Genomic DNA, 25,262 nt, shown 5'->3' with positions numbered 1-25,262 from the left:
ACCGCCACACGCATCGTGGATGGTGCTACGCGAGGCGGTTGAGCCGGTCATGAGCACTGTCGACATGGGATACCTCGATGTCGTCTGGTTCGGATCGGTTCAATAACCAGGGCCAGCACGGAAAGGAATGGCGGACGCGCTGGTCCGGATTGAGGGCCTGTCAAATAGAACCTGAGTCAGGCCACGGCGGGCACAGCATCACCAGCGGATTCGATCGCGAAGTGCTCCGCCACGCAGCAGCGGCACACCCGTGCACCAACGACCGGGTTCGACTCGCCAGCGTTGAGACCGCACAGCGTGCGGTGCCGCTCACCGGGCTCGCGTTCGTGCACGATCCCGAGGTGATCAGTCCATACCTCGGCGCACTGGTCGCTGACAGCTGTAGTCATCCCTGGCCCTCCCGCCGGTGGGTGGTGGATCGGCCAGGTCGGGGTCATGGCCGATCCACCACCGTTCGCGACCTCCAGGGAAGGCACTCGACAGCCACCCAGCTGGGAAATCCGGCTGGAGCGCGCTTCCCCAGAGGCTCCTTCACTGCGTGCCGATCACCTTGTAACGTGGGTAGTCACCTGGTGACCAAGCACACTTGTGGGACGGTACAGAATTGGGATTCCACACGAAATGCTCCGATCGGCTGGTCCGTTACCTCGGAAGAAGGACGCGCGCTCGATGAGCACCGGCCCCAGCAACCCCACCGCGCTCAAACGCTGGTTCTTCTTCACCCTCCGGCGCCTGCGCGAGAAGAAGGACCTCTCCCGCGGTGACGCGGCGACGGCCATCCGGGGCACGGTCAAGACCATCGAGCACGTCGAGGTCGGCAGACGGCTGCCCACACCACTGCAGCTCGACAAACTGCTGGAACTCTACGGCGTCCCCGAGCGCACCGAGTTCTTCCAAGATCTCTTGGTACGGGCCAAGAAGGGCCGCGACTGGTGGGTTAACTTCGACTTCGAAGCCGACGAGCTCCCTGAGTTCTTCAAACTCTTCCTCGGCCTGGAATCCGAGGCCGAGCAGATCGAAGGCTGGGACGCCCGTGTCGTACCGGGACTATTCCAGACACCGACCTACGCCGAGGCGGTCGTGCGTGCCGACGACCCACAGCTGCCCGATGATGAAGTCGCCCGCCGGGTCAGACTCCGCCAGGCCCGCCAGAGCACCGTCCTGGACAGGCAGCAGCCACCCGCCGTATGGCGGGTGATCCACGAGAACGCGCTGCGGCTCCCCGTCGGCGGACCCGAGGTCACCCGTGAGCAGCTCGAAGCCCTGCTGGCACTGATGGGGCGCCCCAACATCACCGTTCAGGTGCTGCCGGTTGATGCCGGCGCGCACACCGGTATCGAGGGATCTTTCACCTTCCTGACCTTCGCGCCTGAGCTCGAAGACCCCGGGCTGGTGCACACTGAGACGCTGATCCGCAGTCTCTACTATGAGCAGCCCGAGGAATTGGTGCGCTACCGCAAAGCACTCCGGCTCTTGCAGGTCCAGGCGTGCAAACCGGAGGAGGCGCCAACCTACATCCGCACGATCATGAAGGAGCTGTAAAGCCATGCAGAGCGCCCATACCGCTCTGGCGCACGCCACCAACTGGCGCAAGCCCACCCGTAGCCAAGGCGAGAACAACTGCGTCGAAATCGGCTCAGTCCCAGGAACAATCGGGGTCCGCGACACCAAACTCGGTGCCGCATCACCCATCCTCGCCTTCTCTGCAACCGCATTCGCCGCACTGATCACGGCCGCGAAATCCGGACGACTCGACTACCACTGACCAGCGTGAATAGGACGGTGCCCTCAGAGTTTTCTGGGGGCACCGTCCTATTCACGCTGAAAAACGTCAGCGCGTCGTGATGTACTCACCTACGGCCCGGAGCCGGTATGGGCGGCTCCGGGCCACCACTCTCGCAGGGGCTATTCATCCACGGCCAGGCGCTCGATCGCGGCCTGTTTGTCGGCGTCGGTGGGAAGGCTGTAGCGGCGGGCGGTTTCGATGGAATGGCCCAGGATTTCGGCGACGGTCACGATGTCCTCGCCGTCGCGAACCAGGTTTGTGCCCGTGGTGTGCCGCAATGAGTGCGGAGTGAGGTCGCCGTCGCGGCCGAACTCCAGATTCGCGTCATTGGCGATCTCCTTCAGCACGTCGTAGGCCCCGCGCGTGGACAGCCGTCCGCCACGCTGATTGACAAACAGCGCCGGGGTGTCCTTCGCACCTGGGTGGGTGGCGCGTTCGATGATCCATTCGTCCAGGGCGGTGCGCAGCTGCGGGTGCAGTGGCACCTCCCGGTACTTGCCGTTCTTGCCGTAGCGGACGATCAGCACGCCCTTGCGAGCGGAGATCCGCACGTCGTCAAGGTCGAGGGCGACGGCCTCGCCGCCGCGCAGCCCGGCGTAGTAACCGGTGTAGGCCAGCGCTTTCCCGCGTGCGTCGGCTCGCTGGGCCGCGCGTAGCCACCGGGTCCGAGCCCTGTCGGGCAGCGCCCGCGGCGCGGCCTTGGGCACCTCCTGGCGTTTCACCACCGCCGGCCCCAGCCCCAGGTGCCGGTAGAGATCATCGACCGCGGTCAAGTGCGCGTTCACCGTCGACAACTTCCGCTTCACCACGGTCAGAAGGTAAGTGCGGTAGTCGCGCACCGCGCCGTTGCGTGCGTCCGCATCGGCCAGCGGATCACCATCGACATCGGCAGTGTCCAGCCACGCCAGGTACTGCCGCACCCGCGAGCAGTAGGCCCGGACGGTATCGGCATCCAACGGGCCACCCGGCCGGGACACCGCCGCCTGATACCCGGAGAACACCTCGGCGAACGCCTCGGGCACGAGGGTCGCCCGCGCCCCAGGACCGCGCCGGGTTCCGCCGCTCACATCACCGTCAACAACGGCCGAAATATCGGAAGTAAAACCCGGTCCCCGATGATCGCTGTCGGCGGCAATATCAGAAGCCATTCCGGTAGTTTACTTCTGATACTCACAAGTATCAGAAATAGGACCCGGTGCGTCCGGTATCACGGACGCACCGGTAGCCACTGTCGCTACGCCATCAGCGTGAACCTGGCCTAGTTCCCGCGGTGCATCGTCTTTTTATTTCCGGTTGACAGTGATGCACTTGGTTCTGACATGAACCGGTTACGGAAGATTGGAGCGGGCTGTGGCGATCCGGTTGAAGCTCGGTAACTACGAGACTGTGCAGGGCGACCCCCTCGGTCGCTCGTTCATCGGGTACTTCCCCCGGATGACAGAGACAGAGGCATGGGAAGCGGGCCGAGGCGTGTGGCGGATGAACGCCGAGAAGGCCAGCCGGCAGCGTTTCGCCGTCATCGTCGGCGAAGGACACATCCGCGCCGTCGGCGAGGTCACCGGCGTGACAGCTCAAGGCGACCGCATCGCTCTGGAGGGCACCGCCCTGCCCTCCGGGCATCCGGTGCGTGACGCCTGGCTCGGCAAACCCGACCCCGTCGTCAACGGTTCGCAGAACCCGGTCGGCTACTGCGAACTACCCGAGGAAAAGGAGTTCCTCTACCGCCCCTGCGCCTGCGGCTGCGACGAGAACACCGACCGCGACTTCCTGCCCGGCCACGACGTGCGCGCCATCCAAGCCCGCGTCCGCGAACACTTCGACAGCTCACCGCTGAAGTTCATCCAGTGGGTCGACGACGCACTCACCGGCGCCGCCGCCATCTCCAGCCACACCGCGGACCAGCAGCCGTGACCGCGCGCATGAGGCGCTGGCGGTGGCCACGCGGCGAACCGACCTTCCCGATGACCATCACCGGACACGGCCGCATCCGCCACACTCACCTGCCCAATCCTCACCGGCTCGTCGAGCTGGCCGGTCATGTGCCCGAGGAATGGGGACTGCTCCTGGTCAACGACGCCCGCGGTCGCCGATGGACGTTGTACTCACCCGACCCGGACTACACGGCCATGTTCGCCCCGGCAGCCCACACCCTGAACCTTGAATTCGCGGTATTCACCGAGAAGTTCCCCGGCTGGAACAGCGGATGGCACGTCAGCTGACCAGCTACAACGATCTACTTTGCACCTGGCCGTAGCTTCGGGAGTCCTGGGCCTTGTACCAGACGCTGGCGCGGGCGGCCAGTCGCACGCGGCCGATGAGCGCGGCGCCGGGTGCCACGAAGGCGTCGGCGTCGATTTGCGGGGTGATCCCGTCGATGGCCAGCGTGCACGAGGGCCCTGAGTTCACGTGTCCTCCTTTTTCTTGCGTTGCCGCCGCAGCCATTGCAGCGCCACATCGGCGTGTCCGTCCACTGTGGTCTTGATGCCGTGCCAGGTGCGCTCGCCGTGCGCGGCGAGCTCGATGATGGTCATCGGCCGGTGGCGCGCGAGACCTCGGCCAGGCTCGGGCGCACTCCATGGCGGCCGGGTGGTCGGCCGCGCGGGTGGTCATCCGGTTCCACCAGGCTCGGCGGGCGGGCCGTCTTCCTGTCACGACCAGCGGTCTCTCCTTCCGGGCAGTGTGACACCGGTGGCCGTGCGCTGGTCCGCCTGGAGCAACGTCGATGCGCAAGCCTGTCAGCTTCGCTCTGCCCGCTGTAGACGAAAGCCGGGTGATGACGATCACGGTGTCCGGGATCGGCGCGCGTTCATGGCCGCGCCGTTGGCGACGATGCACACCACCGGGAGCTCACGCCCCAGGCTCGTCCGGACCGCGTCACTTGGGTACCCGGGGGTCGTCGGATGCATCGAGCAAGGGGGTGGATCATGGCCACCGTCGTACGAGCACATGATGTGGCTCGAACCGAGCATGACCACGCGGCCGCGTTGCTGCGCCCGGAAGTCGAGGCGATGCGGACGGTGCTGGCTGGGTTGTCCGACCAGGAGTGGCTGGCGCCCACCGAGTGCCCCCGGTGGGCCGTGCGTGAGGTCGTCTCCCATGTGCTGGGCAACGCCGAGGTCACGCTCGCTCCGGATCTCATGGCGCTGCGGCTGCGCGACGGCGCCACGCGGTATCCGCAGCTGATGCGGCTGGATGCGATGAACGAGATGGCGGTGGACGCCTGGCGCGACCGGCAGCCCCGTGAGCTGCTGGCCGAGTTCACACCGTTGTGGCGACGGGTGGTCGAAACACTGCCCGGCCTGGGTGAGTCGGTGCGAGCTCAGCTGTTCGACAGCGGGTATCCCGGTGCGCCGCCGGTGTCGTTGGGCTATGTCGTGGACGTGATCCTCGCCCGGGACATGTGGATGCACCGCGTCGACATCTGCCGTGCCACAGGGCGAGCGTTGATGCCGCACGAGCATGATCGCGGCGTGGTGGAACAGGTGTTGCGGGACCTCGACGATGTGTGGGGCGGGCCCGCGTTCGTGCTGGAGCTCACCGGCGCGGTGGCCGGTGATTGGCAGATCGGTACCGGGGTGCCGGTGGCCACCGTGCAGGGCGATGCCGTGGATGTGCTGCGCACGCTCTCGGGGCGCGCCGAGCCGGAACCGGAGCTGATCACGCGGCGTGGTGATCCCACTGTCCTGGGCGCGATGCGTGCGGCGCGGGTGCCGTTCTGATTCGCTGCGTCACTGATCGCCGCGGAAATGATTTGCCGCAAGTGTCTAGCTAGAGTGGTTGTCGTGCTTTGACGCATCCGCGGCCCGCCTAGCGCTTCTTCGTCCTGGTGTTCATTTCAAGACGAAGGGGCGGTTGAACGATGCCTTCTGCCTTTGTGGTTCCGGCCGAGTTGGCGGCCACCCACCGCAAGATCTTCGGTGCGTCCACCTGGATCGCCGAGCTGCCCGGGTTGGCCGAGCAGCGGTTGGCGGCGTGGGACCTGCGGCTGAACGGGGCCGCCCGGCACGGCATGGTGGCGTTGGTGCTGCCCGTCGTCCGCGCCGACGGCAGCTACGCGGTGCTGAAGTTGCAGCCGGTCACCGACGACACCGCCGGGGAGCCGCTGGGCCTGCGCACGTGGGCCGGACGGGGCGCGGTACGGCTGCTGGCGCACGACCCGGCGTCGGGCAGCATGCTGCTGGAACGGCTCGCGGCCCGGTCGTTGTCGAGCGTGGAGGACGATCTAGCGGCCTTGCGGATCCTGACCGGGCTGCTGGCGCGGTTGAGCGCGGTGCCCGCTCCCCCTGGGTTGCGGCGGCTGGCCGATATCGCCGCGGCGATGCTCACTGCGGTTCCCGGGGCGTGCGCGCGGCTGGCCGATCCGGCGCAGCGGCGGTTGCTGGAGCACTGCGCGGGCGTGGTCGCCGAACTGTGCGGCGAGTCGGGTGACCGGTTGCTGCACTGGGACCTGCACTACGACAACGTGCTGGCCGCGCAGCGGGAACCGTGGCTGGCCATCGACCCGCAGCCGCTGGCCGGTGACCCGGGTTTCGAGCTGATGCCGGCCTTGGACAACCGGTGGGACGACGTGGTGGCCACCGGCGATGTCGCCGCGGCGGTACGGCGCCGGTTCGGGGTGATGGTCGAGGCACTGGGCCTGGAACGCCAGCGCGCGGCGGGCTGGACGCTGGGACGGGCGCTGCAGAACTGCCTGTGGGACGTCGAGGACGGCCAGACCACCCTGAACGAAGTGCAGGTCGCGGTGGCCGAGGCGCTGGTGCCGCTGGGGCCCTGAGCGGTCCAACTGCCCCGGTCGGCCGGGGCGGTCGCACCCGACACTGGTCCGGTCGCAGGTGAGGAGGCAGGCCATGCAGCCAGGCGCACCGGTGACCGAGCAATCCCAGACCTACACGCGGCGGTACCAGCAGTGGGACCGGGAACTGGCGGCCAAACTGCTGGCCACCTTCGGCACGCAGCAGGGCCGCGCGGCGACGGCAACCTACGGGCGGGCGTTCTCCCCGGGATACCGGGAGGATTCGCCGGTGGCGCAAGCGGTCGAGGACATCGCCAGCATGCAGGGCCACCCCTCGGGACCACCGCTGGGCCGCTTGTACCGGATCCCGGGCGAGCCCGCCGGTTGGGTGCGGTTCCGGATCTGCTGGGCGGCTGCCGCGCCGCTGGTGCAGGAAGTATTGCCGATTTTCGCCGGGCTGGGGTTGCGGGTGGCCGACCATCGCAGCTACGAGATCCGCCCGGCGGGGCGGGACCCTGCCCGGATCGACGATTTCGGGCTGCTGCACGACTTCGGGGACCTCACCGAGGACGCCGCCCGGCTGGTGGAGGACGCGTTCGCGGCGATGTGGACCGCGCGGGCCGAGCAGGACGGGTTCAACCGGCTGGTGCTGACCGCGGGGTTGCCGTGGCGGCAGGCGGCGTACCGCTATCTGTGGAGGCCGGGTTCACCTTCAGCCGCCCCTATGTGGAGGCGACGCTGGCGGGCCGCCCGGAGTTCGTGCGGGCCCTGCTGGCGTATTTCGCGCTGCTGCGGGCGCCGGTGGATGTGTTGTGCAACGGCGGGGTCGGCACGTTCGTCAAGGCCAGCAGCCAGACCCATCCCGAGGCCGCGGACCCGGCCAACGACGCCATCCGGGTCGACGCCGACCAGGTGCGGGCCCGGGTGGTGGTCGAGGGCGGCGATCTGGGCTTCACGCAACGGGCCCGCGTCGAGTACGCGCTGGCCGGGGGCCGGATGAACACCGATTTCATCGACACCTCCGACCGGGAGGTGAACCTGAAGATCCTGCTGGATGCGGCGATCCGCGACGGCCCGCTGGCGGCGGTGCAGGACGAGGTAGCCACCGCGGTGCTCACCGACAGCCGCTTGCAGTCGCGGGTGCTGGGGGTGGTGGAGTCGGACGCTCCGGTGTTCCTGGACCAGCACGCGCAGAGCATCCGCAGCTTCGAACAGCGCGACAACCTCGACCGCGAACTAGAGTGCCTACTCGATGAGGAGGCGCTTGCCGCACGGCGCAAGGCGGGGCTGGGGCTGGGGCTGGCGCGACCGGAGATTGCGGTGCTGCTAGCGCACGCCAAAAACAGCCTCGCGCGGGAGCTTTCGGATTCGCCGGTGCCCGACGAACCGTATCTGGCCGGCGAGCTGCTGCGGTACGTGCCGCCAGGGTTGCGGCAGCGGCTCGGGCCGACGATGGCCCGGCACCCACTGCGGCGGCAGATCCTGACCACCGTGTTGAGCAACGACCTGGCCGACCACGTCGGGACCGGGTTCTTCTCCCGGCTGGAGGAGACCACCGGCGTCAGCACGCCCGATGCGGTACGCGCGTACCTTGCGGTGCGCGACATCTTCGGACTCAACGCCCTGTGGTCCGAAGTGGACTCGCTGGCGACGGCCTGTCCGCCGGGAGTGCGCACCGAGATGTTCCACGACTTGCAGCGGTTCTGCCAGCTGGGCACGTTGTGGTTCCTGCGTAACCGGCGGCCACCGGTGGACATCGCCGGTGAGGTCGAACATTTCCGACGGCAGATCCGGCAGCTGGCGCCGGTGCTGCCCGCGGCGCTGGCCGAGATGGTGCAGCGCCGCACCGCCGAGCTGACCGGATACGGGGTGCCGGGAGTGCTGGCGGGCCGGATCGCCGCGCTGGGGCCGCTGGCGGCATCGCTGGACGTGGTAGAGATCGCCGCCGACCGCCGCGACGTGGGGTTCGTAGCGGCGGTGTATTCGGCGCTGGACGTGGGTTTGGGGATGGACTGGTTGCAGGAGCAGATCGTCGAGCTGCCCTCGGAGTCACACTGGGAGTTGCTGGCCAAGATCTCGTTGCGGGAGGACCTGTTCGCGCAGCGGCGGCGGCTGACCGGGGTGGCGCTGGCCCGATACGGGTGGCGTTGCAGGATCTGCGCAACCTCGCGCAGATCAGTTCCGATCCGCGGGCCGCGTGACGTCTTCTCGCCCGAACCAGGCAGTGCGGGCTTCGGGGCGGCCGTGGCGCTCATGAGCGTTGCTGGGCCAGGCCGGCCAGCGCGGTAACGGTTTTCCAGTTCCGGGCGGTGAGTCTGACGCCGAGCTGTTTTTCCAGGTAGGCGGCGGTGACTTTGGAGCGGCCCGCGCCGTGCGGGTAGTGCAGATACAGCTGCCGCCCATCCAGGTGGAGTTCTTCGGGTGCGCCGGCGGGCACCCTCAGTTGCGCGGCGCGCCGGGCGTCGGGTTCGGCGGCCAGGAACGCCACGTGCAGTTTGGCGTGATCGCTTTGCCGGTCCAGGAACGGGTTGTGCGCGGCGATGCCGGTGATCTCGGTGCCTGTGCGCACCATGACCGCGGTGTCCACGCCGAGTTCGGCGGCCAGTCGCTGCCGCAGGCCGGCGGCCACCGCCTCGGCGTCGGTCAGATCGGAGGTGAAGACCACGTTGCCGCTTTGCAGGTAGGTGGCGACCTCGCCGTGCCCGGCGGCGATCACGAGGGTACGCAGGTCTGCCATCGCGATCCGGCTCTGCCCGGCGACGTTGACCGCACGCAGCAACGCGATGTAGGTGCTCACGGCGACAATCCTGCCATCCAGCGGCGCCGCCGTTCCCGGCTTTCCGTCGAACCCGGGAAAAGGCCGCGGTGTGTTCCGGTCAGGACTGCGCGGATCCGGTCTGGACTGCGCGGTCTGGGAATCCCTTCCGGACGGTCGCGCCCCAGACCGGCGCCTTGCCATGCTCGGGCAACCGTGCCGGTCGCGGACTCACACGCCTGCGTCGGCCACCGCTTGGGCCGCGGTTTCCCGGCACACGAACCGTTCGCGCAGCCCGGTGATCGTCAGCAGCCGCAGAATCGCGCCACCGCCGGGCACGACGAAAAGCTGGACGCCCCGATGATCGGCCCGGCGCTGGGAGTGCAGCAGCAGTTCAATGGCGGCGCTGCTGGCGAAGGACACCCCGGAGAGGTCCAGGATCACGGTGTTCAACGCCGCGGCGGTCAGGCGCTGGCGGATCACCTCGGTGAGCCTGGGCACCGTGGACAGGTCGATCTCACCCCCGATGCGCACCACCACGACCCCCGCGGCGGGCCATTCCACGGCTAGCCGCAGCGCGGAAACGCTGGTCGCGTGCGTGGCGACGGGATCGTCAGCGGTGCATGGTGTGACGATCGCGTGGCCATGATCGGTCCACGCGGCCGGTGGCATGCCTGATCTGGAGACGATCACGCTACCTCCCCTGGTTGCGTATCGACGGTTCGGTTGGCCACGGGCCCGGGAACTCGCCGCTGCGCTCAACGCAAGGGGTACGCCGTGGCGGCTGCTCAACCGCATCTCCCACCGTAGGAGCCGCTCGCTCACCCAACAAGGCTCGCCACGTTCGTGTGATGCTCGGTCTCGATCAGGTGACATTGGGGTGGTGACATGCCTCGCCGCTGACCGACCGGGCGACAAAAGACACCATGCAGACGAAAGGCACTGTCACACAGCGTGACTGCGTTGGTGGGTACATTCCAGGAGTTGAGGAAACATCCGTGGCGGATCGTGCGCTAAGCCTGCGTTGGTCCTGGTGTGAAGCGACCCTGTTATCTGTGGCAAGCGAGAACGCGAGTGTCCACCGTCGTCGCGCCGCCGACGAACCCCTCGGCGTTGACCGTCGGCCGGGCGGCCGAGGTGTTCCTCGATTCGCTGGCGAACCCGAACACGCGCCGCGGCTACGCCACGGCGGTCGGCAAGACCGCTGCGAAGCTCGGCGAGGACCGGCCGCTGGCGACGGTGACCGACGACGAGGTCGGCGAGGCCCTGGAATCGCTGTGGGTCAGGCGGCGGTGGGTACTTGGAACGCGCGCCGTGCGGCGGTGGGTTCGTGGTTGTCCTGGTGCTGGGAACGGCACGAGGCCCCGGCCGTGCCAGGGTGGTGCAAGCGCCTTGCGTCCCCGGACTCCGAGACTCCGGTGCGGTCCCGGCTGGCGATCGACCGGCTGGTAACGCGTCGCGAGGTCGCGCTCCGGGAGAAGACATTCTACCGGATGCTCTATGAAACCGCCGGCCGCGCTGAGGAGATCCTCGGGCTCAACGTCGAGGACCTCGATCTCGCGGGGCGTCGCGCGGCGGTGTAGGCCAAGGGCGCGTGGGCGAAGACCCGTCGTCGCGGGCAGACCCGCGACGACGTGGTGCTGGAGACCGTCTACTGGGACGCTCGCACCGCCCGGCTGCTGCCTCGGCTGCTCAAGGGCCGCTGCAGGGGCCCGGTGTTCACCACTCACCGGCGTCCCGGCCCCGGCAAGGTCCTCGGTCCCCGCGACACCTGCCCGGATACCGGGGTCGCCCGGTCAGGCCCGGGCCCTGCTCGACGCCCACACCGCGCACCGGGGCCCGGGCACCGGGTGGGACCTGCACGAGTTTCGGCATTCCGCGCTGACCCACCTTGGCGAGGCCGGTGCGTCGTTGTTGCTGTTGATGGCGAAGTCCCGGCACAAGAAGCCGGAGAACGTCCGCAGCTACTTCAAACCCTCCGACCAAGCGCTGGCCGAGATCACCGGCCTGCTGGCACCCGGCGACAGCCGCCGGTGAAGAGGATCCATCTTGCCCAATTTTGCTGAGCTGCTCAGACAGCCTGGGCGGTGGGCAGGATGGTGATCTCGGTGAGGTTGACGTGTCGGGGCATTGAGGCGATGAATGCGACGGTTTGGGCGACGTCGGCCGGGCTGAGGACGTCGATATCGTGGATCAGGTCGGCCATCAGCTTGCTGGCGTCGGGGTCGGTGACGTGGTCGGGCAACTCGGTGTCGACCATGCCCGGTTCGATCGTGGCCACCCGTACCATCTTGCGGCCCAGCTCGACGCGGAGTAGCCGGGTGAGCTGGCTGATGTAGGCCTTGGTGCCGGAGTAGATCGAGAATTTTTCCAGGACCCGGGTTGCCGCAATCGAGGACGTGGTGATCAGGTCAGCGGAGCCGCCCGCCACGGCGGCGTCGGTGAGGTGGGGCACGAATGCGCCGATGACGTTCATGACGCCGGTGATGTTGAGGTCGATCTGGCGTTGCCAGTCGTCGACCTGCAGGTCCTCGATCGGGGAGATCAGCTGGACGCCGGCGTTGTTGAACACCAAGTCCACTCGGCCGAGCTGGTCGGTGATCTGCTCAGCGGCGGCGGTGACAGCATCCCGGTCAGTGACGTCGAGCGGGACGGCCAGCGCGGTGCCGCCCGCAGCGGCGATGCGGGCCACGAGGGCGTCGAGGTTGTCCTTGCGGCGGGCGGCCACGGCGACCTTGGCGCCCAACGCGGCCAGCCGTTCCGCGGTGGCTTCCCCGATGCCGCTGGAGGCTCCGGTGACGAGAGCGACACGGCCGGCTAGCGGGCTGGTGGTGATGACTGCTGACATGTTTGCTTGTCCGTTCGAAGTCGGGGCCAGGTCTGCGGCACCAACACAACCAGCCGGCAAGCCCCCAGGGTGGCCCGAACAGGGCCGTGCGTATCGGGGGACAAGAAGGGCCACCTTCGCCGCGCGTGCCCAGGACGCGGACGGGCAGACTGGGTTGGTATGAACGCTATGGACAGCTCGGAGCTCGCGGAGTTCCTGAGCACCTGCCGCGCGCGGGTGAGCCCGGACCAGGTCGGTCTGGAGCCGGAATCCGCACGCCGCCGTGTGCCGGGTCTGCGGCGGGAGGAGCTGGCGCGGCTGGCAGGGGTCAGCGTGGACTACTACACGCGGCTGGAGCAGGGCCGCAGCCGCAGTGCCTCAGCCGAGGTGCTGGATGCGCTGGCGGTGGCGCTGCGGCTTGACGAGGCCGAGCGTCAGCACCTGTTCAACCTCGCCCGTCCTGAACCCGCGAAGCGCAAACGCCGCGCCCGCCCGCAGCGGGTGGACCCCGCAACCCTGCGGCTGATCGAGACGCTGGATGAGGTGTACTGCCCGGCTTTCGTGCTGGGCCGGCGGCTGGACGTGCTGGCGCACAATCGGCTGGCCGGCGCGTTGATCACCGAGTTCCGCGCGCTGCCCGCACCGCAACGCAACCAGGCCCGGTTTGTATTCTTCGACCCGCACGCCCGCGAGCTCTACGCCGACTGGGCGACCGTCGCGGCGGACACGGTGGCGATGCTCCGGCTGGACGCCGGACGTTACCCGGACGACCCGCAGCTGTCCGCCCTGATCGGAGAGCTGTCGATCCACTCCGAGGAGTTCCGCAGGTGGTGGTCGGACCATAAGGTGCACCAACGCACGACTGGAACGAAGGCCTACCGCCACCCGCTGGTCGGTGACCTCACCGTCGAATACCAGGCCCTGCATCCCGCCGGCGATGCGGATCAGATCCTGTTCGTCTACACCACGCAACCGGGCTCGGCCTCGGAAACCTCGTTGCGGCTGCTGGCCCACTGGCACGACCAAGAACGGCCCGACATCCCGATCGAAACCCACTGACACCCCACCAGGGCCCGCTCCCCCCAGACGGAGCGGGCCCTTTGCTGTGTGAGCACCGAGGGTGGCCCTGTCTGTCCCCCGATAACCAAGGCCTTCTTCGGCCCCCATTTCCTGGCCATCGGTTGGTTGAGTGACAGAGGTGAGCGGCGAAAACAGCTCACACGGAAATCCAGAAAGGACTGTCATGTCGACTTGGTTCATCACCGGCGCCGCCCGCGGCTTCGGCGCGGAAATCGCTCGCACGGCGCTGGCCGGCGGCGACAACGTCGCGGTCGCGGTACGCAACCCGGACCGCATCCCGGACGATCTTCGAAACTCCGAGCGCGTGTTCGCCGTCGCGCTGGATGTGACCCGCACCGAGGACATCCCGGCCGCGGTGCAGTCCGTGGTCGACCGTTTCGGTGGCATCGACGTGCTGGTGAACAACGCAGGCCGAGGCCTGCTCGGCGCACTGGAGGAGATCACCGACGCCGAGGCCCGGTCGCTGTTCGACCTCAACGTCTTCGGTCTGATCAACGTCACCCGCGCGGTGCTGCCGGTCATGCGGGCCCAGGGCAGCGGCAAGCTGGTGCACATCGGTTCCCGCTCCGGCTACGAGGGCGAGCCCGGCGTGAGCATGTACAGCGCGTCGAAGTTCGCCGTTGCGGGTATCAGCGAGGCCCTGTCGGTGGAGATGGCTCCGTTCGGGGTGCAGAGCATGGTGGTCGAGCCCGGCGTGTTCCGCACCGACTTCCTCGACCAGACCTCGCTGTCTCTGCCGGCGAATCGCATCGCCGCCTACGACGGCACCCCCGCGCACACCACCCTGGACTGGGTCGGCGAGGCCAACCACACCCAGCTCGGCGACCCGATCAAGGGCGCGGCCCTGATCTACGAGGTCACCAGCCAGGACAAGCTGCCCACGCACCTGCCCCTGGGACGGGACGCCATCGAACGGCTGCACGTCAAGATCGACCAGCTGCACGACGACCTGGCACCCTGGCGGGAGAAGTCCGCTGCCACCGCCCACGCCGCGTGAACGCGCGAGGACCCCACCCCCAGTGAAACGATCCGGCTAGCCGAAGCTCCTCCGTGGGACTGATCGTCGAACAGATCCACGAGAGATCGCCTAATTTCCGTACGGGTGTGCCCGCGCCTTCTGGCAGGGGCACACCCGTACGGGCTTCTAATCGATCTCAACCTCGTCGGGGCCCGACGGGTCGCGCAGTGGGCGCAGCCCGCCCGCGAGTTCAGGGGCCAGGAACGAGTAGCGGCCGCCGCGCTGGCCGTGGAAGATCCGCCGGGCCAGGGCGTGGCGGCCTTCCTGGAGGTTGGCCTGGGCTTTGATGTCGCGGCGATAGCCGGTGTCGTCGACCAGGTGCAGCACGTGGAGGGTCTTGTGGATGCGCCCGTAGTGCGCGATGGCCTCGCCGAGTGGGGTGGGGTGGCCGTCGCGGGAGAGCATCCGGATCACATCGTGCGCTCGGACGGCGCCGGTGTGGATGGAGGCGGTGACCCGCGGGATGTCCTCCCAGTTTCTCCGCACCCGCTCCAGGTCGATGCGGCCGCGGGCGGCGGTGCCGAACGGCCCGTAGTCCGCCTTGGTGTCGATGCGCCACAGTTTCTGATCCGGCAGGTCCGCCAGCTGCGGTGCGTAAGAGAACCCCGCCAAGGTGAGGAGTCCGAAGACGATGTCGGATTACGAGGCGGTGTCGGTCACGATCATCTGCGGGCGCTGTCCGCCGTCGCGGTCGTAGAGCACGTCCAGGACGTGCAGGGAGTCGCGCGGGGTTCCCGCCACAACCTTGCCCGCGAGCCCGGCGGCCTGGTCGTTGACCATGTTCAGCCACGTCGCACCCCGTTTCTGGCCCCAGTCATGCGGGTCGGCCAGCCGGGCCTCGCCGCCGGTGACCGGAGTGAACGCCTGGTCGGCGCCGGTCCAGGAGAACACCTCCAGCAGCACCTCAGGCGGATCCACGCGGGGCAGCATCCGGTTGGTCAGCACCCGCAGGTTCTCCAGGCTCGGCGGTTCCGCCTCCGCCGGGAGCGCCGCCAGGTGCAGACGCCCGGCGTCGTCGAAGTGCACCGCGGTGTTATCCGGCACCCGGCCGGCGACCCCGCGGAAGGTGGCGTCCAGCAGCTCGGCACGCTCATCGAGATGATCGTCGGGGTCCGGTGGCAGGCCGAGACTGGACAGCACCACCGGCTTCGCCGTGATCCATGCCTTGCCTGCCAGCAGTTTCGCGCGCGGGTCGCCCCACTTGCTGGAGTTGACCGCGAAGATGTCCCGGCGCCGCAAACAGCGGTGGAACTGCTCCAGCACGCAGAAGGTGTAGGCCCGCCAGTCGATCGTGCCCGGCTCCAGTTCCGGGGCGTGCAGCACCAGACGGCGCCACGAGCCGATGAGCAGCTGTTCGTCGATCTCCGAGCGGTCGACCTTGTTGTGTCCTTCGCCCCACAACGTCGGCAGATCCCGCAACGCCGCCAGCACCCGCTGCCCGTCGGGTCGGCGCCGAAGCGGATCACCTCGCACAACAACGGCCGGACCGTGGCGAACCGCTTGACCAGCTCCGCCCGCCACGCCTCGTCAGGGTCGGAGTCCGGCGGGCCGGCCAGCTCCACCACCGCAGTCAGCGCGTCGGCGAGCTCGGCGCGGGGCACCACGGCCTCGATCTCGGCCCACACCTGCGCCAAACTGACCGGCTCCACGGTGTCGCCGTCGTCAGCGGCCTGTTCAGCGTGGTCATCGTGTGCGCCGGTGATCTCCAGTAACACCTCCAGCGTTTCTCCTTGGCCGATTCTCGCTCCGCGCGGGCCAGCAGTTTCGAGGCGATCAGCACGTCCAGCAGGTCCAGGGCGTCATCGTCCCGGCCCGGCATCAGAGCCGGGCCAGCACCGCCTCCCCGCCCGACCGGAAGAGCCGCACCGCGCCCCGCAGCCGACCAAGGTCACGCGATCGCCTTTCACCCTGGGCGGTCGGACCACCCAGGCCTCAGGGACGCCAGAAAGTCAGCTCACCAGTCGGCATGTCCGCCACCCAGTCCCGGAACTGCGCGTAGTCGCACACCCCGGCCTCCAGCACCGCCCGGTAAACCCAGATACCGCCCAACGCCGCACCCCGCGCGTAAGCCGCCTCCTTCACCGCCAGCACACGATCACGCGACTCATCGGTCAACGCCGCCCGTAACGGCGCCACCAGATCACATCCACGCGGGCCCGGATGCTGCTCGCCCAGCACCCACATGTCGACCTTCCAGGTCAGGCCCGCCCGCTCGTACTGCACCTGGAAATACAGGCCCGCATCCGGCAGATCCAGCGCATTGGTGAACTTCACCCGCCGCACACCTGGAAGCCCGGCCAGCCCGGAGACCACCTCGAACCCCGCGGCCACTCGCGGCACCGGGCAGTAAACCTCCACGTCGATGTCTGGCTCCTCCACCAGGTCCAACGCCACCGAACCCACCAGGCAAGGACGCCCGTGAGGCGCCCACCGCTCGAAAATCCCAAGCTCAGCCAGCACCCCACCCGCGGCTTCGCGACGTTCAGCGGCCCGCCGACGCAGATCCGACATGATCACCCCGCTCACACCCGGCAGCGCGAAGCCGCCCCGCAACTCGCCGCCCACGACAGCATGATCAGCTACCAGAATCAACCGCTACCGCAGTCCGCGACCAAACCCCACGTCACAGGCGGCCCGGTGGGGGCGGGCTACCGGTTTCCCGCCTCTGCCGCACGATCCGTTCAGACCACAACAGGCCGATGACTACTCAGCCGTAATACCCCATCCACCGCCAACGCACAGCCCCGTCACCCCAACACACTGTCACCCCAACACACTGTGCCGCTGAACCGCCCGCGAACGCGGCGACTCGACAGGGTCCGCCGGCGCCGCGTGCCGACCACTCGACACCGGCTCCCACACCGACGTCACCACCAGCGACAACTCCCCATCCACCACATCCACCGACACCTGATCACCCGCCGACACCACGCCCGACAGCACCATCGACGCCAACCGGTTATCCAACTCCCGCGCGATCACCCGCCGCAACGGCCGCGCCCCGAACTCCGGCTGGTACCCCCGCTCCACCAACCATCCCAACCCAGCATCACTGACCACCAACCGAACCCCCTTGGCCGCCAACTGCTCCCGGGTCCGCTCCAACAACAACGACGCGATCCCCCGCAACTGCTCCGCACCCAACGGCCGGAACACCACCACATCATCGATCCGGTTAATGAACTCCGGCCGGAAAAACGCCCGCAACTCCTCCAACACCACCAGCGCAGACTGCCCGGCATCCACCCCCGCATCCATGATCCGATCCGCCCCGATATTCGAGGTCATGATCACCACCACATTCCGGAAATCCACCAGCCGACCCTGCGAATCGGTCAACCGCCCCGCATCCAGCACCTGCAACAACGTGTTGAACACATCCGGGTGCGCCTTCTCCACCTCATCCAGCAACACCACCGAATACGGCTGCCGCCGCACCCGATCCGTCAACTGCCCGGCCTCGCCATAACCCACATACCCCGGCGGCGCCCCCACCAGCCGCGACACCGTGTGCTTCTCCTGAAACTCCCCCATGTCCAACCGCAACAGCCGCTGCACATCCCCGAAAAGCGCATGCGCCAACGCCCGCGCCAACTCCGTCTTACCCACCCCGGTGGGCCCCAGGAACAAGAAACTCCCGATCGGACGATCCGGATCCGCCAACCCCGCGCGCGCCCGGCGCACCGCCTCGGCCACCGCCGCCACCGCCGCATCCTGCCCGACCACCCGCGACCGCAACTGCTGCTCCAACCCCAACAACCGCTGCACATCCTGCGCGCTCACATCCGCCACCGGAATCCCGGTCCGCGACGCCACCACACCCGCCACATCATCGGCGACCACCGTCGGCTCGAACACCGCCGACTCCCGCACCTCGCCACCACGCCGCAACCGCACCCGCGAACAAGCCTGATCCAGCAGATCCACCGCCTTGTCCGGCAAAAACCGGTCCGCGATATAGCGCTGCGACAACTCCGCCGCCGCCGACAACGCCGAATCATCGATGCGCACCCGATGATGCCGCTGGAGCCGCTCCCGCAACCCCTCCAACACCACCACCGTGTCGGCCACCGACGGCTCCGAGACCATGATCGGCGCGAACCGCCGCTCCAGCGCCGGATCCTTGCCCACGTGCCGCCGGTACTCCTCCACCGTCGTCGCCCCGATCAACCGCACCTCACCACGCGCCAACGCCGGCTTGAGCATCGTGCCCGCATCCATCGACCCCTCACCCGCACCAGCACCCACGATGCTGTGCACCTCATCGATGAACACCAGCAAGTCCTCGCGATGCGCCCGGATCTCCGCCAGCACGTCCCGGAACCGCTGCTCGAACTCGCCCCGGTACTTCGCCCCCGCCACCATCCCGGCCAGATCCAACGACACCACGCGCACATCAGCCAACGACCACGGCACCGCCCCCGCCACGATCCGCCGCGCCAACCCCTCCACGATCGCGGTCTTGCCCACCCCGGGATCACCCACGAACACCGGATTGTTCTTCGACCGCCGCCCCAGCACCTCGATGGCCTGCTCGATCTCCGCGTCCCGCCCCACCACCGGATCCAACTTCCCGGCCCGCGCCAACTCCGTCAGATCCAGCCCGAACTCGTCCAGCCGCGGCGTCACGCTCAACACCGACCGAGCCCCACCCCGATCACCCAACTCAATCGCCCTCGCCAACGCCCGACCGGTCACCGAATCGGCATCCGCGGCCAACCCCAACACCAGATGCCGCGCACCCACCACATCGGCGCCCTCCCCCAACGCCTGCTGATACGCCCCCAACAACGCCCGCCGCGCCGCCGACGACAACACCGGCGGCCACCCCGCCACCCCCGGATCCTGCGCCGCCACCACAGCCGACCGCACCGCCGACGACAACTCCGCCACCCGCACCCCGGAGGACACCAGCAACTCGGCCGTCGCAGGCACCTGCGTCACCGCCCACAGCAGATGCGCCCCGTCCAACTCCCGACTGCCCCAGTCCACAGTGGCCCGAACCGCCTTCGACACCACCTCATGCGCCTGCGCATCCAGCAACGTGCCCAACGCCAGACCGCGCTCCGAAGCCGAAGCGCCCTCCGACGTCCCCGAGAACACGTCGCTGAACAGCGAATCAAAGGCGGCAGAGGAATCACCGACACTGCCGCGAACCAAAGGGGCCACCTCCACAAGCACACGCAGGCCCCGCCTGCAACCGGACTCCAGCAGCAGACCAGTGCGCAGCACCCCCGCTCAGCGGAACCGGCGCCCGACCACCAACCCCACCAGGGCGCCCACCAGCAGCACCGCACTGATCCCCGCGACCACGCCACCGAGCCGGTGCAGCCCCGGATCACTGACCGGACCCGCGAAGCACAACTCGATCATCGCAGCCGCGATGTTGGCACCAACATACTGAGAGGTCCGGAACAGCCCTGCAGCGATCCCGGCATCACGCGCCGCCGCCTGCCGGTACAGCGCCGACTGGTTGCCGATGTTGTTGAACCCGTTGGGCACCCCCAGCACCGCGGCCACGGCCACCAACGCCCCCACCACAGCCGTGGCATCCAGCAAGATCAACCCCACCCCGCCGGCCAGCAGCATCGCCGAACCCGCCACCAGCACCGGCCAATGCCCCATCCGCGGAAGCACCCGCCCTGCCACGGCCACCGACGCCATCGCCAGCAACGCAATCGGCAACACCACCAACCCGACCTGCCCCGGCGGCAACCCCCGCGCGCTCTGCAACCACATGGGAAAACCGAAAAACACCATGTAGAACGCCACATACGTCAACGCGGTCCGCAGATAGGTACCGCTCAACGCCCGATTGCCCGCCAGCATCCGAACGTCCACGAAGGGCTCCCGCGCCCGCAACTCGAAGGCAACGAACGCCGCCGCGACCACCGCCAGCACCGGTAACCACCACCACTGTGGTCGCTCCGACAGCGACAGCAGAAACAACATCAACACGGCGACCGTGGCCGCGAACAACCCCGCCCCCACCAGATCCAGCCGGCCCCACACCGAAGCGCGCTTGTCCACCCCGCGGTCCCGGGGCAGCCACACCAGCGCCATGACGATCACCACAGCGGCCAGCGGCAGGTTCATCAGGAAGATCGACCGCCAGCCCCAGTACTGCACCAGCACCCCGCCGACGACCGGACCGAACGCGACCATCACCTGGCCGCCGATGGCCAGCACACTCAGCGCCGCCGTCGGCAGCTCCACCCCCAGCCGGTCGGCTTCCGCCCGCAACATCGCCACCCCGGCCGGGAACGCCGCACACGTACCGATGCCCAACAACACCCGGAACGCGATCAACCAGCCCAGGTTCGGCGCCAACGGCGCGGCCGCCGACGCGACCAGGGTCAACGCCAGCGACGCTAGAAAGACCCGACGGGACCCGAACAGATCGGCCAACCGGCCCGCGGTGGGCGAGCCCACGGCCGTCGCCAGGTACAGCCCAGAGATCATCCACGAGGCCGCCGCACCGGCGTCGAACTGATCGCGGATGTCGACCAGCGCCACCGCCATCGTCGAAGCGTTCAGCGCCTGCAGCACGGCCCCGAAAGCGATCGTGAGCACCAGCGCCCGCGACAACCGCCGTTCACCCGTTCCGACCAGCTCACTGGTCTCAACGCGGGAAAGATCGGCGGCGGTCACCCCGCCAGTCTAAGTTGTTAGCGTAACTAACTTCAAAGGTCTGGCCGCAATCCGGACTCAGCTCGCGCGCTTCTGCGCCTGCTCGATCGCCTCGGCCAACCGGGCCAGTTCCTTGCCGATGTGCGACAACCGCTCCGTCATCACGCTGGCGTACCCCGACAGCGGGCCGGCGTGCCCGGCCGCCCGCAACCACTCGGTCACCCCGCCGACACCGGTGGCCATGCCCTCGACCGTCATCGAGAACCCGCGCACGACCTTCTCGATCTCCTCGACGGTGTGCGGCACCGCCGGGTCCCGCAGCCGATCACCCAGCGCCGATGTCGCCTCGCCCACCTGCCAGGCCACCTCGGCCGAATAGCCCGACTCGCCGGAATCGGCACTCCGTCTCGTCCCCGACCGCCTAGGTGGCGTGTGCCTACCCGCCTGCGTCGGCGTGTTGTCGGAATGTCCAGCGGCAGTCATAACGAACCAATCAACCCGAGACGGACACCTACCTCCACCCCGGCGCGCCCGAAGCCCCCCAACCGGTGGCACAACACCACCCGAAATTCCAGCGCAGGAGGAGGTCCTGCCGAGGCTATCGTGTCCCGGCCTTCGGTTGGTGAGGGTTGTCCTGGTGTACTGACTTTAGTTCACACTGAAATGACGAGATTTATCAAAACCCATGCTCCCAGCCCGCCGCCAACTGGGGAGCCCGGTCAGTCGAAGTCGCGCAGGATCTCGTAGATCTCCTCGTCAGTCGTGGCGCTGAAGTCCCGGTACCACTGCCCCACGGCGGCGAAGCCGACCGGTTGCAGGATGCACACCACCACATCGGCTTCCTTGCGCAACGCGGTGACCGCTTCCGGTGAGCCCACCGGAACGGCCAGCACCACGCTGCGCGGCGCTGCCTCACGCAGCATCCGCACCGCAGCGCGGGCCGTCGCACCGGTGGCCAGACCGTCGTCGACCAGCACCACATCGCGCCCGGCCAGCGGCAGCGGCTGGCCGCGCTGGAACAACCGCTCCCGGCGTCGCGCCTCAGCGCGCTCCCGCTCGCAGGCGGCCTGCAGGGTCTGCTCGTCGAGGTGGAACGAGCGCACCAGCCGCGGGTCGTAGCTGGCCGGGCCGTCGGCGGTCACCGCGCCGACCGCCAACTCCGGCTGGCTCGGCGCACCGATCTTGCGGGCCACGCACACCCGCAGTGGTGCCGCCAGCGACCGCGCCACCTCGGCGGCCACCGGCACCCCACCCCTGGCCAGTCCGAACACCACGGGATCGACCAGATCCAGGCCGGTCATCCGCTGGGCCAAGACCCGCCCGGCGTGCCTGCGGTCGGCATAACCGGCGGTGGTCCGTTCCGGGAAACTCATCCGAGGCATCGCCCGCCTCCCGTCCGCCGCGCATGCACGCGGCAGCACATCGGAGGAAACCACTCGTCCCGATGATGCCCGCCCGGCACCGGTGGGCAAACCTCCTCACGTGCGAAAGCCGGCGACCCGCAGCACCCGGAGCCGGTTCAGCGCCGCAGCCAGCTCGAAACGCCGCGGCACCGCGAAGTCGCCCACGTAATGCTCGTCGACCGCGGCGATTCCGCGCCTGCGCACGTCGGCGGCGAATGCGTCGAGCACCTCCGCGACGGTGCGGGCGCCGTCCAGCACCCCGCGCCGCGCACAGCTGACCAGCGCCAGCCCGATCCCGGTGACCTGGGCCGGGTCCACCAACTGCTCCACCCCACGAAGCTCCACAGTGGACTCCCCCAGGGTCAGCGCGTCCACCCCGCGAGCGCGGACCTTCGGCCGCTCGGTGGGGATCGAACGCGGATCCGCCACGCGGTGGCGCAACGACGGGAACGTCTCAGCCTCGGAATGACGGCCGGTGGGAGCCGCGGCCAGCTCCTTGGCGCGAGCGGTGACGTCGCGGGCGTGGTAGGCGTCGAGCATCAGCACCGTGTCGGCGACGTCCATGTAGTCCCCCGAGCCACCCATCACCAGCACCGTCGACACACCATGCACCGCCCGCAATGGCCGGATCAGGTCCACGAACGGCGTCAGCGGCTCGGCCTCCTTGGCCACCAGCGCCTGCATCCGGGCATCCCGGATCATCAGGTTCGTCGCCGCGGTGTCCTCGTCGACCAGCAGCACCTTCGCGCCGGCCTCTACCGCTTCCACGATCGCCGCTGCCTGCGAGGTGGAGCCGGAGGCGTTGTCGGTTGAGAAATCCGAGGTGTCCGCCCCGGTGGGCAGATGGCTGACGAACGGGCTGACATCCACCCGGTGGACCCGCCGCCCGTCCTCAGCACGCACCTTGACCGTGTCCTCCCGGCACACCACCAGCTCCCGGCCGTCCCCGGGCACGTGGTCGTACACGCCGAACTCCAAAGCCCGCAGCAGCGTCGACTTGCCGTGGAAACCGCCGCCGACGATCAGCATGATCCCCTCGGGCACCCCCATGCCGCTCACCCGGCCCCGGTTGGGCAGCTCGACCTCGACCCGCATCGACTCCGGGGAGGCGAACGGCACCCCGTCGACCAGGGGACGCTCGTCGACCCCGCTGCGCCGGGGCAGCATCGCGCCGTCGGCGACGAAGGCCACCAGTCCCAGTTGCGGGAGCATCCGGCGCAGCGCATCAGTGTCCTCAATGGAGTGCACGAACTCCTGCAACCGCCCCTGCTCGGCGGTCGCCCATCGCAACGCCGCTTGCACCGCGTCCGGCAACTCATCGCACAACGCCTGCTCGGCCTGCCTGCCGTCGATGGTGCGGCCCCGGCCCGGCAGATCGATGCCCAGCCGGAGCACCACCACGCCGTCCACCAGTTGGCAGGCACTTCGGTCCAGCACCTCCTGCCTGCCGGCGTCCACCCGCAACCGGCTGTCGCCGAGCCTGCGGTGCGCCGCTCGCACCAGGTAGCCGGCCAGCGCCCGCGCCCGTACCGGAGTCGACCACAGGTGCTCGGGGAAACCCGCGACCGCCGGATCCACCCGGACCTCGCAGCGGCTGGCCGGCGCGTAGGGGTCGGGCTGCACACGCTGGACCTCCAGGGTGAACCCGCCGAAGGACCAGCGGCCGCTCAACGACTTGTAGCGGCCGTAACTCGCGCCGTGCATGGCACGCAGTTCCTGCCGCAGCGTCTGCTCATCGCCGCGATCACCGCCCGGCCGGTCGTCGCGCCCGCGATCACCCGGCCGCCGATGCCGGTACCGCCCCGCTCCGGAATCGCCTGTTCGCTTCGCCATGCCCGAGAACTACCCGACCGGCCGCGGATTCTCCAATCGTGAGATCTGGATCACGCGCGTCACCACAGTGGAGGGTGGCACTTTGCCCGCACGGGTCGAACCCGGCGAAACGCCGCGGCAGAACACAGCGCGCCCCCACTTAGCGGGTTATCCTCCGAACGCCAAGATCCGCGGCACCACCCGGTCCGATACCCGGACGGCCCGGGCCCACTCGACGACGATGCCCATGTTGGTGAGGAGGCGAGTGCAGTGCTCTGCAAATTCGGCGGTCCCGTCGACAGCGACCACCGGCGACGCCGAACCCGCAACGTTTCTCGCCGTCCACGTAGGACGCCGACGTTGCTGGCCGCGTTGATCACCACGGTGACCCTGTTCGGCGGCACCGCCCACGCCGACCAACCACGCGGCGAGCCGCGCAGCGCGCCGCTGCTCAACCCCAAGGACCCCAACGGCGCGTGGGCGGGTTACAGCGTGGAAGGCGACGGCGGCCAGCAACGCGGCCGGCCTGCGGGCGCGCTGTCCGGAATGGACGTCAGCGGCCACCAAGGCGATATCGACTGGCCCAAGGCCTGGGCCGCCGGGGCCCGGTTCGCCTACATCAAGGCCACCGAGGGCACCGGGTTCCGCAACAACCGGTTTGCCCAGCAGTACAACGGCTCCCACGACGTCGGCATGGTCCGCGGCGCCTACCATTTCGGGCTACCGGATCGCTCCAACGGTATTGACCAGGCCAACTTCTTCGTCGACAACGGCGGTGACTGGGGCGCCGGCGGCCGCACCCTGCCGGGAGCGCTCGATATCGAGTACAACCCCTACGGTGACGGCTGCTACGGGCTGGACGCGGCCGCGATGTCGCGCTGGATCGCCGAGTTCAGCAACACATACCACGCCCGGACCGGGCGCTTCCCGGTCATCTACACCACCACCGACTGGTGGAACCGCTGCACCGCGTCCAATCCGGACTTCGCGCGCAACAATCCGCTGTGGATCGCCCGCTACGGTCCGGACATCGGCGCGCTGCCGGCCGGCTGGGCTTTCCACACCATCTGGCAGAACAGCAATAACGGCCCGCTGCCCGGTGGGCAGGACGTCTTCAACGGCAACACCAAGCAGCTCACGCGATTCATCTCCTGACCGTCCCTCCCAACGGCGATGCGGGCCGCCCCGGCTTTCCGGGGCGGCCCGCATCGTTTGCGCG

The 25,262-nt window shown here is 68.7% G+C and carries 25 protein-coding genes and 2 pseudogenes; 13 read left to right on the top strand and 14 right to left on the bottom strand.

All coding sequences use genetic code 11. The features are described from left to right. Window positions 1-176: 176 nt before the first annotated feature. Window positions 177-389, bottom strand: a complete 213-nt coding sequence (locus BJ970_RS28110; RefSeq protein ID WP_184729870.1) for a hypothetical protein — start codon at window positions 387-389, stop codon at window positions 177-179. Window positions 390-669: 280 nt separating this feature from the next. Here BJ970_RS28110 and BJ970_RS28105 point away from each other — a divergent pair, with 280 nt between their 5' ends. Both BJ970_RS28105 and BJ970_RS28100 read left to right on the top strand, forming a co-directional pair. Next, the gene (locus tag BJ970_RS28105; RefSeq protein WP_184729868.1) at window positions 670-1,542 is read left to right on the top strand and encodes a helix-turn-helix domain-containing protein; all 873 of its coding nucleotides are present in this window, start codon (window positions 670-672) and stop codon (window positions 1,540-1,542) included. A gap of 4 nt (window positions 1,543-1,546) precedes the next feature. Beyond that, window positions 1,547-1,765 carry a DUF397 domain-containing protein gene (locus BJ970_RS28100; protein ID WP_184729866.1) on the top strand — a complete coding sequence of 73 codons (219 nt, stop codon included), beginning with the start codon at window positions 1,547-1,549 and terminating at the stop codon, window positions 1,763-1,765. A 140-nt stretch (window positions 1,766-1,905) separates the two neighbouring features. Here BJ970_RS28100 and BJ970_RS28095 read toward each other — a convergent pair whose 3' ends face one another. Beyond that, window positions 1,906-2,934, bottom strand: coding sequence for a tyrosine-type recombinase/integrase (locus BJ970_RS28095; protein WP_184729864.1), 1,029 nt, complete (start codon window positions 2,932-2,934; stop codon window positions 1,906-1,908). A gap of 202 nt (window positions 2,935-3,136) precedes the next feature. Here BJ970_RS28095 and BJ970_RS28090 point away from each other — a divergent pair, with 202 nt between their 5' ends. Next, a complete protein-coding gene (locus tag BJ970_RS28090; RefSeq protein WP_184729862.1) occupies window positions 3,137-3,697 on the top strand; it encodes a hypothetical protein in 561 nt (186 codons plus the stop codon). Next, the gene (locus tag BJ970_RS28085) at window positions 3,694-4,005 is read left to right on the top strand and encodes a hypothetical protein (RefSeq protein ID WP_221468292.1); all 312 of its coding nucleotides are present in this window, start codon (window positions 3,694-3,696) and stop codon (window positions 4,003-4,005) included. Before BJ970_RS28090 ends, BJ970_RS28085 begins: the two co-directional genes overlap by 4 nt. A 4-nt stretch (window positions 4,006-4,009) precedes the next feature. On the opposite strand, the gene BJ970_RS28080 is transcribed toward BJ970_RS28085, so the two are convergent. Continuing rightward, window positions 4,010-4,192, bottom strand: a complete 183-nt coding sequence (locus tag BJ970_RS28080) for an LbetaH domain-containing protein (protein ID WP_221468578.1) — start codon at window positions 4,190-4,192, stop codon at window positions 4,010-4,012. Continuing rightward, window positions 4,189-4,317 (bottom strand): hypothetical protein, encoded by a 129-nt coding sequence (locus BJ970_RS39095; protein WP_281399640.1) that lies wholly within the window; start codon window positions 4,315-4,317, stop codon window positions 4,189-4,191. Before BJ970_RS39095 ends, BJ970_RS28080 begins: the two co-directional genes overlap by 4 nt. A 393-nt stretch (window positions 4,318-4,710) precedes the next feature. On the opposite strand from BJ970_RS39095, the gene BJ970_RS28075 reads away from it, so the two are divergent. The 4 genes and pseudogenes from BJ970_RS28075 (at window position 4,711) to BJ970_RS28065 (ending at window position 8,807) form a co-directional block, all read left to right on the top strand. Continuing rightward, the gene (locus BJ970_RS28075; protein WP_184729860.1) at window positions 4,711-5,505 is read left to right on the top strand and encodes a maleylpyruvate isomerase family mycothiol-dependent enzyme; all 795 of its coding nucleotides are present in this window, start codon (window positions 4,711-4,713) and stop codon (window positions 5,503-5,505) included. Window positions 5,506-5,645: 140 nt separating this feature from the next. Next, on the top strand, window positions 5,646-6,560 hold the full coding sequence (locus BJ970_RS28070; protein WP_184729858.1) for an aminoglycoside phosphotransferase family protein: 915 nt from the start codon (window positions 5,646-5,648) through the stop codon (window positions 6,558-6,560). 73 nt (window positions 6,561-6,633) lie between these two features. After that, window positions 6,634-7,197 (top strand): annotated as a pseudogene (locus BJ970_RS38270) (hypothetical protein); the annotation flags it as partial. Between the two features lie 80 nt (window positions 7,198-7,277). Beyond that, entirely contained in the window at window positions 7,278-8,807 is a 1,530-nt protein-coding gene (locus BJ970_RS28065) for an NAD-glutamate dehydrogenase domain-containing protein (RefSeq protein WP_184729855.1), read from the top strand. Here the strand turns inward: BJ970_RS28065 and BJ970_RS28060 are convergent. After that, window positions 8,770-9,315, bottom strand: a complete 546-nt coding sequence (locus BJ970_RS28060) for a DUF1697 domain-containing protein (RefSeq protein ID WP_184729853.1) — start codon at window positions 9,313-9,315, stop codon at window positions 8,770-8,772. The two genes, BJ970_RS28065 and BJ970_RS28060, sit on opposite strands and share 38 nt — an antisense overlap. A 189-nt stretch (window positions 9,316-9,504) precedes the next feature. After that, the gene (locus BJ970_RS28055; protein ID WP_184729851.1) at window positions 9,505-9,966 is read right to left on the bottom strand and encodes an STAS domain-containing protein; all 462 of its coding nucleotides are present in this window, start codon (window positions 9,964-9,966) and stop codon (window positions 9,505-9,507) included. A gap of 381 nt (window positions 9,967-10,347) precedes the next feature. Between BJ970_RS28055 and BJ970_RS28050 the strand changes: the two genes are divergently transcribed. Together BJ970_RS28050 and BJ970_RS39090 are read left to right on the top strand one after the other, a co-directional pair. Then, window positions 10,348-10,725, top strand: a complete 378-nt coding sequence (locus tag BJ970_RS28050; protein WP_184729849.1) for a hypothetical protein — start codon at window positions 10,348-10,350, stop codon at window positions 10,723-10,725. Window positions 10,726-11,184: 459 nt separating this feature from the next. Next, entirely contained in the window at window positions 11,185-11,310 is a 126-nt protein-coding gene (locus BJ970_RS39090; protein ID WP_281399639.1) for a hypothetical protein, read from the top strand. A gap of 34 nt (window positions 11,311-11,344) precedes the next feature. Here the strand turns inward: BJ970_RS39090 and BJ970_RS28040 are convergent, their stop codons facing one another. After that, window positions 11,345-12,121 (bottom strand): SDR family oxidoreductase, encoded by a 777-nt coding sequence (locus tag BJ970_RS28040; RefSeq protein WP_184729847.1) that lies wholly within the window; start codon window positions 12,119-12,121, stop codon window positions 11,345-11,347. Between the two features lie 168 nt (window positions 12,122-12,289). On the opposite strand from BJ970_RS28040, the gene BJ970_RS28035 reads away from it, so the two are divergent. Together BJ970_RS28035 and BJ970_RS28030 are read left to right on the top strand one after the other, a co-directional pair. Then, window positions 12,290-13,159, top strand: a complete 870-nt coding sequence (locus BJ970_RS28035; RefSeq protein WP_184732335.1) for a helix-turn-helix transcriptional regulator — start codon at window positions 12,290-12,292, stop codon at window positions 13,157-13,159. A gap of 184 nt (window positions 13,160-13,343) precedes the next feature. Beyond that, window positions 13,344-14,177: an SDR family oxidoreductase gene (locus tag BJ970_RS28030; protein ID WP_184729845.1), complete on the top strand. Its 834-nt coding sequence runs from the start codon at window positions 13,344-13,346 to the stop codon at window positions 14,175-14,177. Between the two features lie 147 nt (window positions 14,178-14,324). Here BJ970_RS28030 and BJ970_RS37195 read toward each other — a convergent pair. The 7 genes and pseudogenes from BJ970_RS37195 to BJ970_RS27995 all read right to left on the bottom strand — a co-directional run bounded on the left by BJ970_RS37195 (window position 14,325) and on the right by BJ970_RS27995 (window position 24,064). Then, window positions 14,325-15,338, bottom strand: a pseudogene (locus BJ970_RS37195) (Tn3 family transposase). Window positions 15,339-16,130: 792 nt separating this feature from the next. Further along, window positions 16,131-16,763 carry a hypothetical protein gene (locus tag BJ970_RS28020; RefSeq protein WP_184729844.1) on the bottom strand — a complete coding sequence of 211 codons (633 nt, stop codon included), beginning with the start codon at window positions 16,761-16,763 and terminating at the stop codon, window positions 16,131-16,133. Window positions 16,764-16,961: 198 nt separating this feature from the next. Next, window positions 16,962-19,430, bottom strand: a complete 2,469-nt coding sequence (locus BJ970_RS28015; protein WP_312864504.1) for an ATP-dependent Clp protease ATP-binding subunit — start codon at window positions 19,428-19,430, stop codon at window positions 16,962-16,964. A gap of 6 nt (window positions 19,431-19,436) precedes the next feature. Next, the gene (locus tag BJ970_RS28010; RefSeq protein WP_312864503.1) at window positions 19,437-20,849 is read right to left on the bottom strand and encodes an MFS transporter; all 1,413 of its coding nucleotides are present in this window, start codon (window positions 20,847-20,849) and stop codon (window positions 19,437-19,439) included. Between the two features lie 57 nt (window positions 20,850-20,906). Continuing rightward, a complete protein-coding gene (locus tag BJ970_RS28005) occupies window positions 20,907-21,182 on the bottom strand; it encodes a hypothetical protein (RefSeq protein WP_246471869.1) in 276 nt (91 codons plus the stop codon). A gap of 365 nt (window positions 21,183-21,547) precedes the next feature. Then, on the bottom strand, window positions 21,548-22,201 hold the full coding sequence (locus tag BJ970_RS28000; RefSeq protein WP_184732329.1) for a phosphoribosyltransferase: 654 nt from the start codon (window positions 22,199-22,201) through the stop codon (window positions 21,548-21,550). 105 nt (window positions 22,202-22,306) lie between these two features. Continuing rightward, window positions 22,307-24,064 carry an ABC-ATPase domain-containing protein gene (locus BJ970_RS27995; RefSeq protein ID WP_184729840.1) on the bottom strand — a complete coding sequence of 586 codons (1,758 nt, stop codon included), beginning with the start codon at window positions 24,062-24,064 and terminating at the stop codon, window positions 22,307-22,309. 249 nt (window positions 24,065-24,313) lie between these two features. On the opposite strand from BJ970_RS27995, the gene BJ970_RS27990 reads away from it, so the two are divergent. Further along, on the top strand, window positions 24,314-25,198 hold the full coding sequence (locus BJ970_RS27990) for a lysozyme (RefSeq protein ID WP_312864502.1): 885 nt from the start codon (window positions 24,314-24,316) through the stop codon (window positions 25,196-25,198). Window positions 25,199-25,262 lie beyond the last annotated feature (64 nt).

The organism is Saccharopolyspora phatthalungensis, assembly GCF_014203395.1.
GTDB lineage: Bacteria > Actinomycetota > Actinomycetes > Mycobacteriales > Pseudonocardiaceae > Saccharopolyspora > Saccharopolyspora phatthalungensis.
This window is presented reverse-complemented; position numbering and strand designations above follow the sequence as displayed.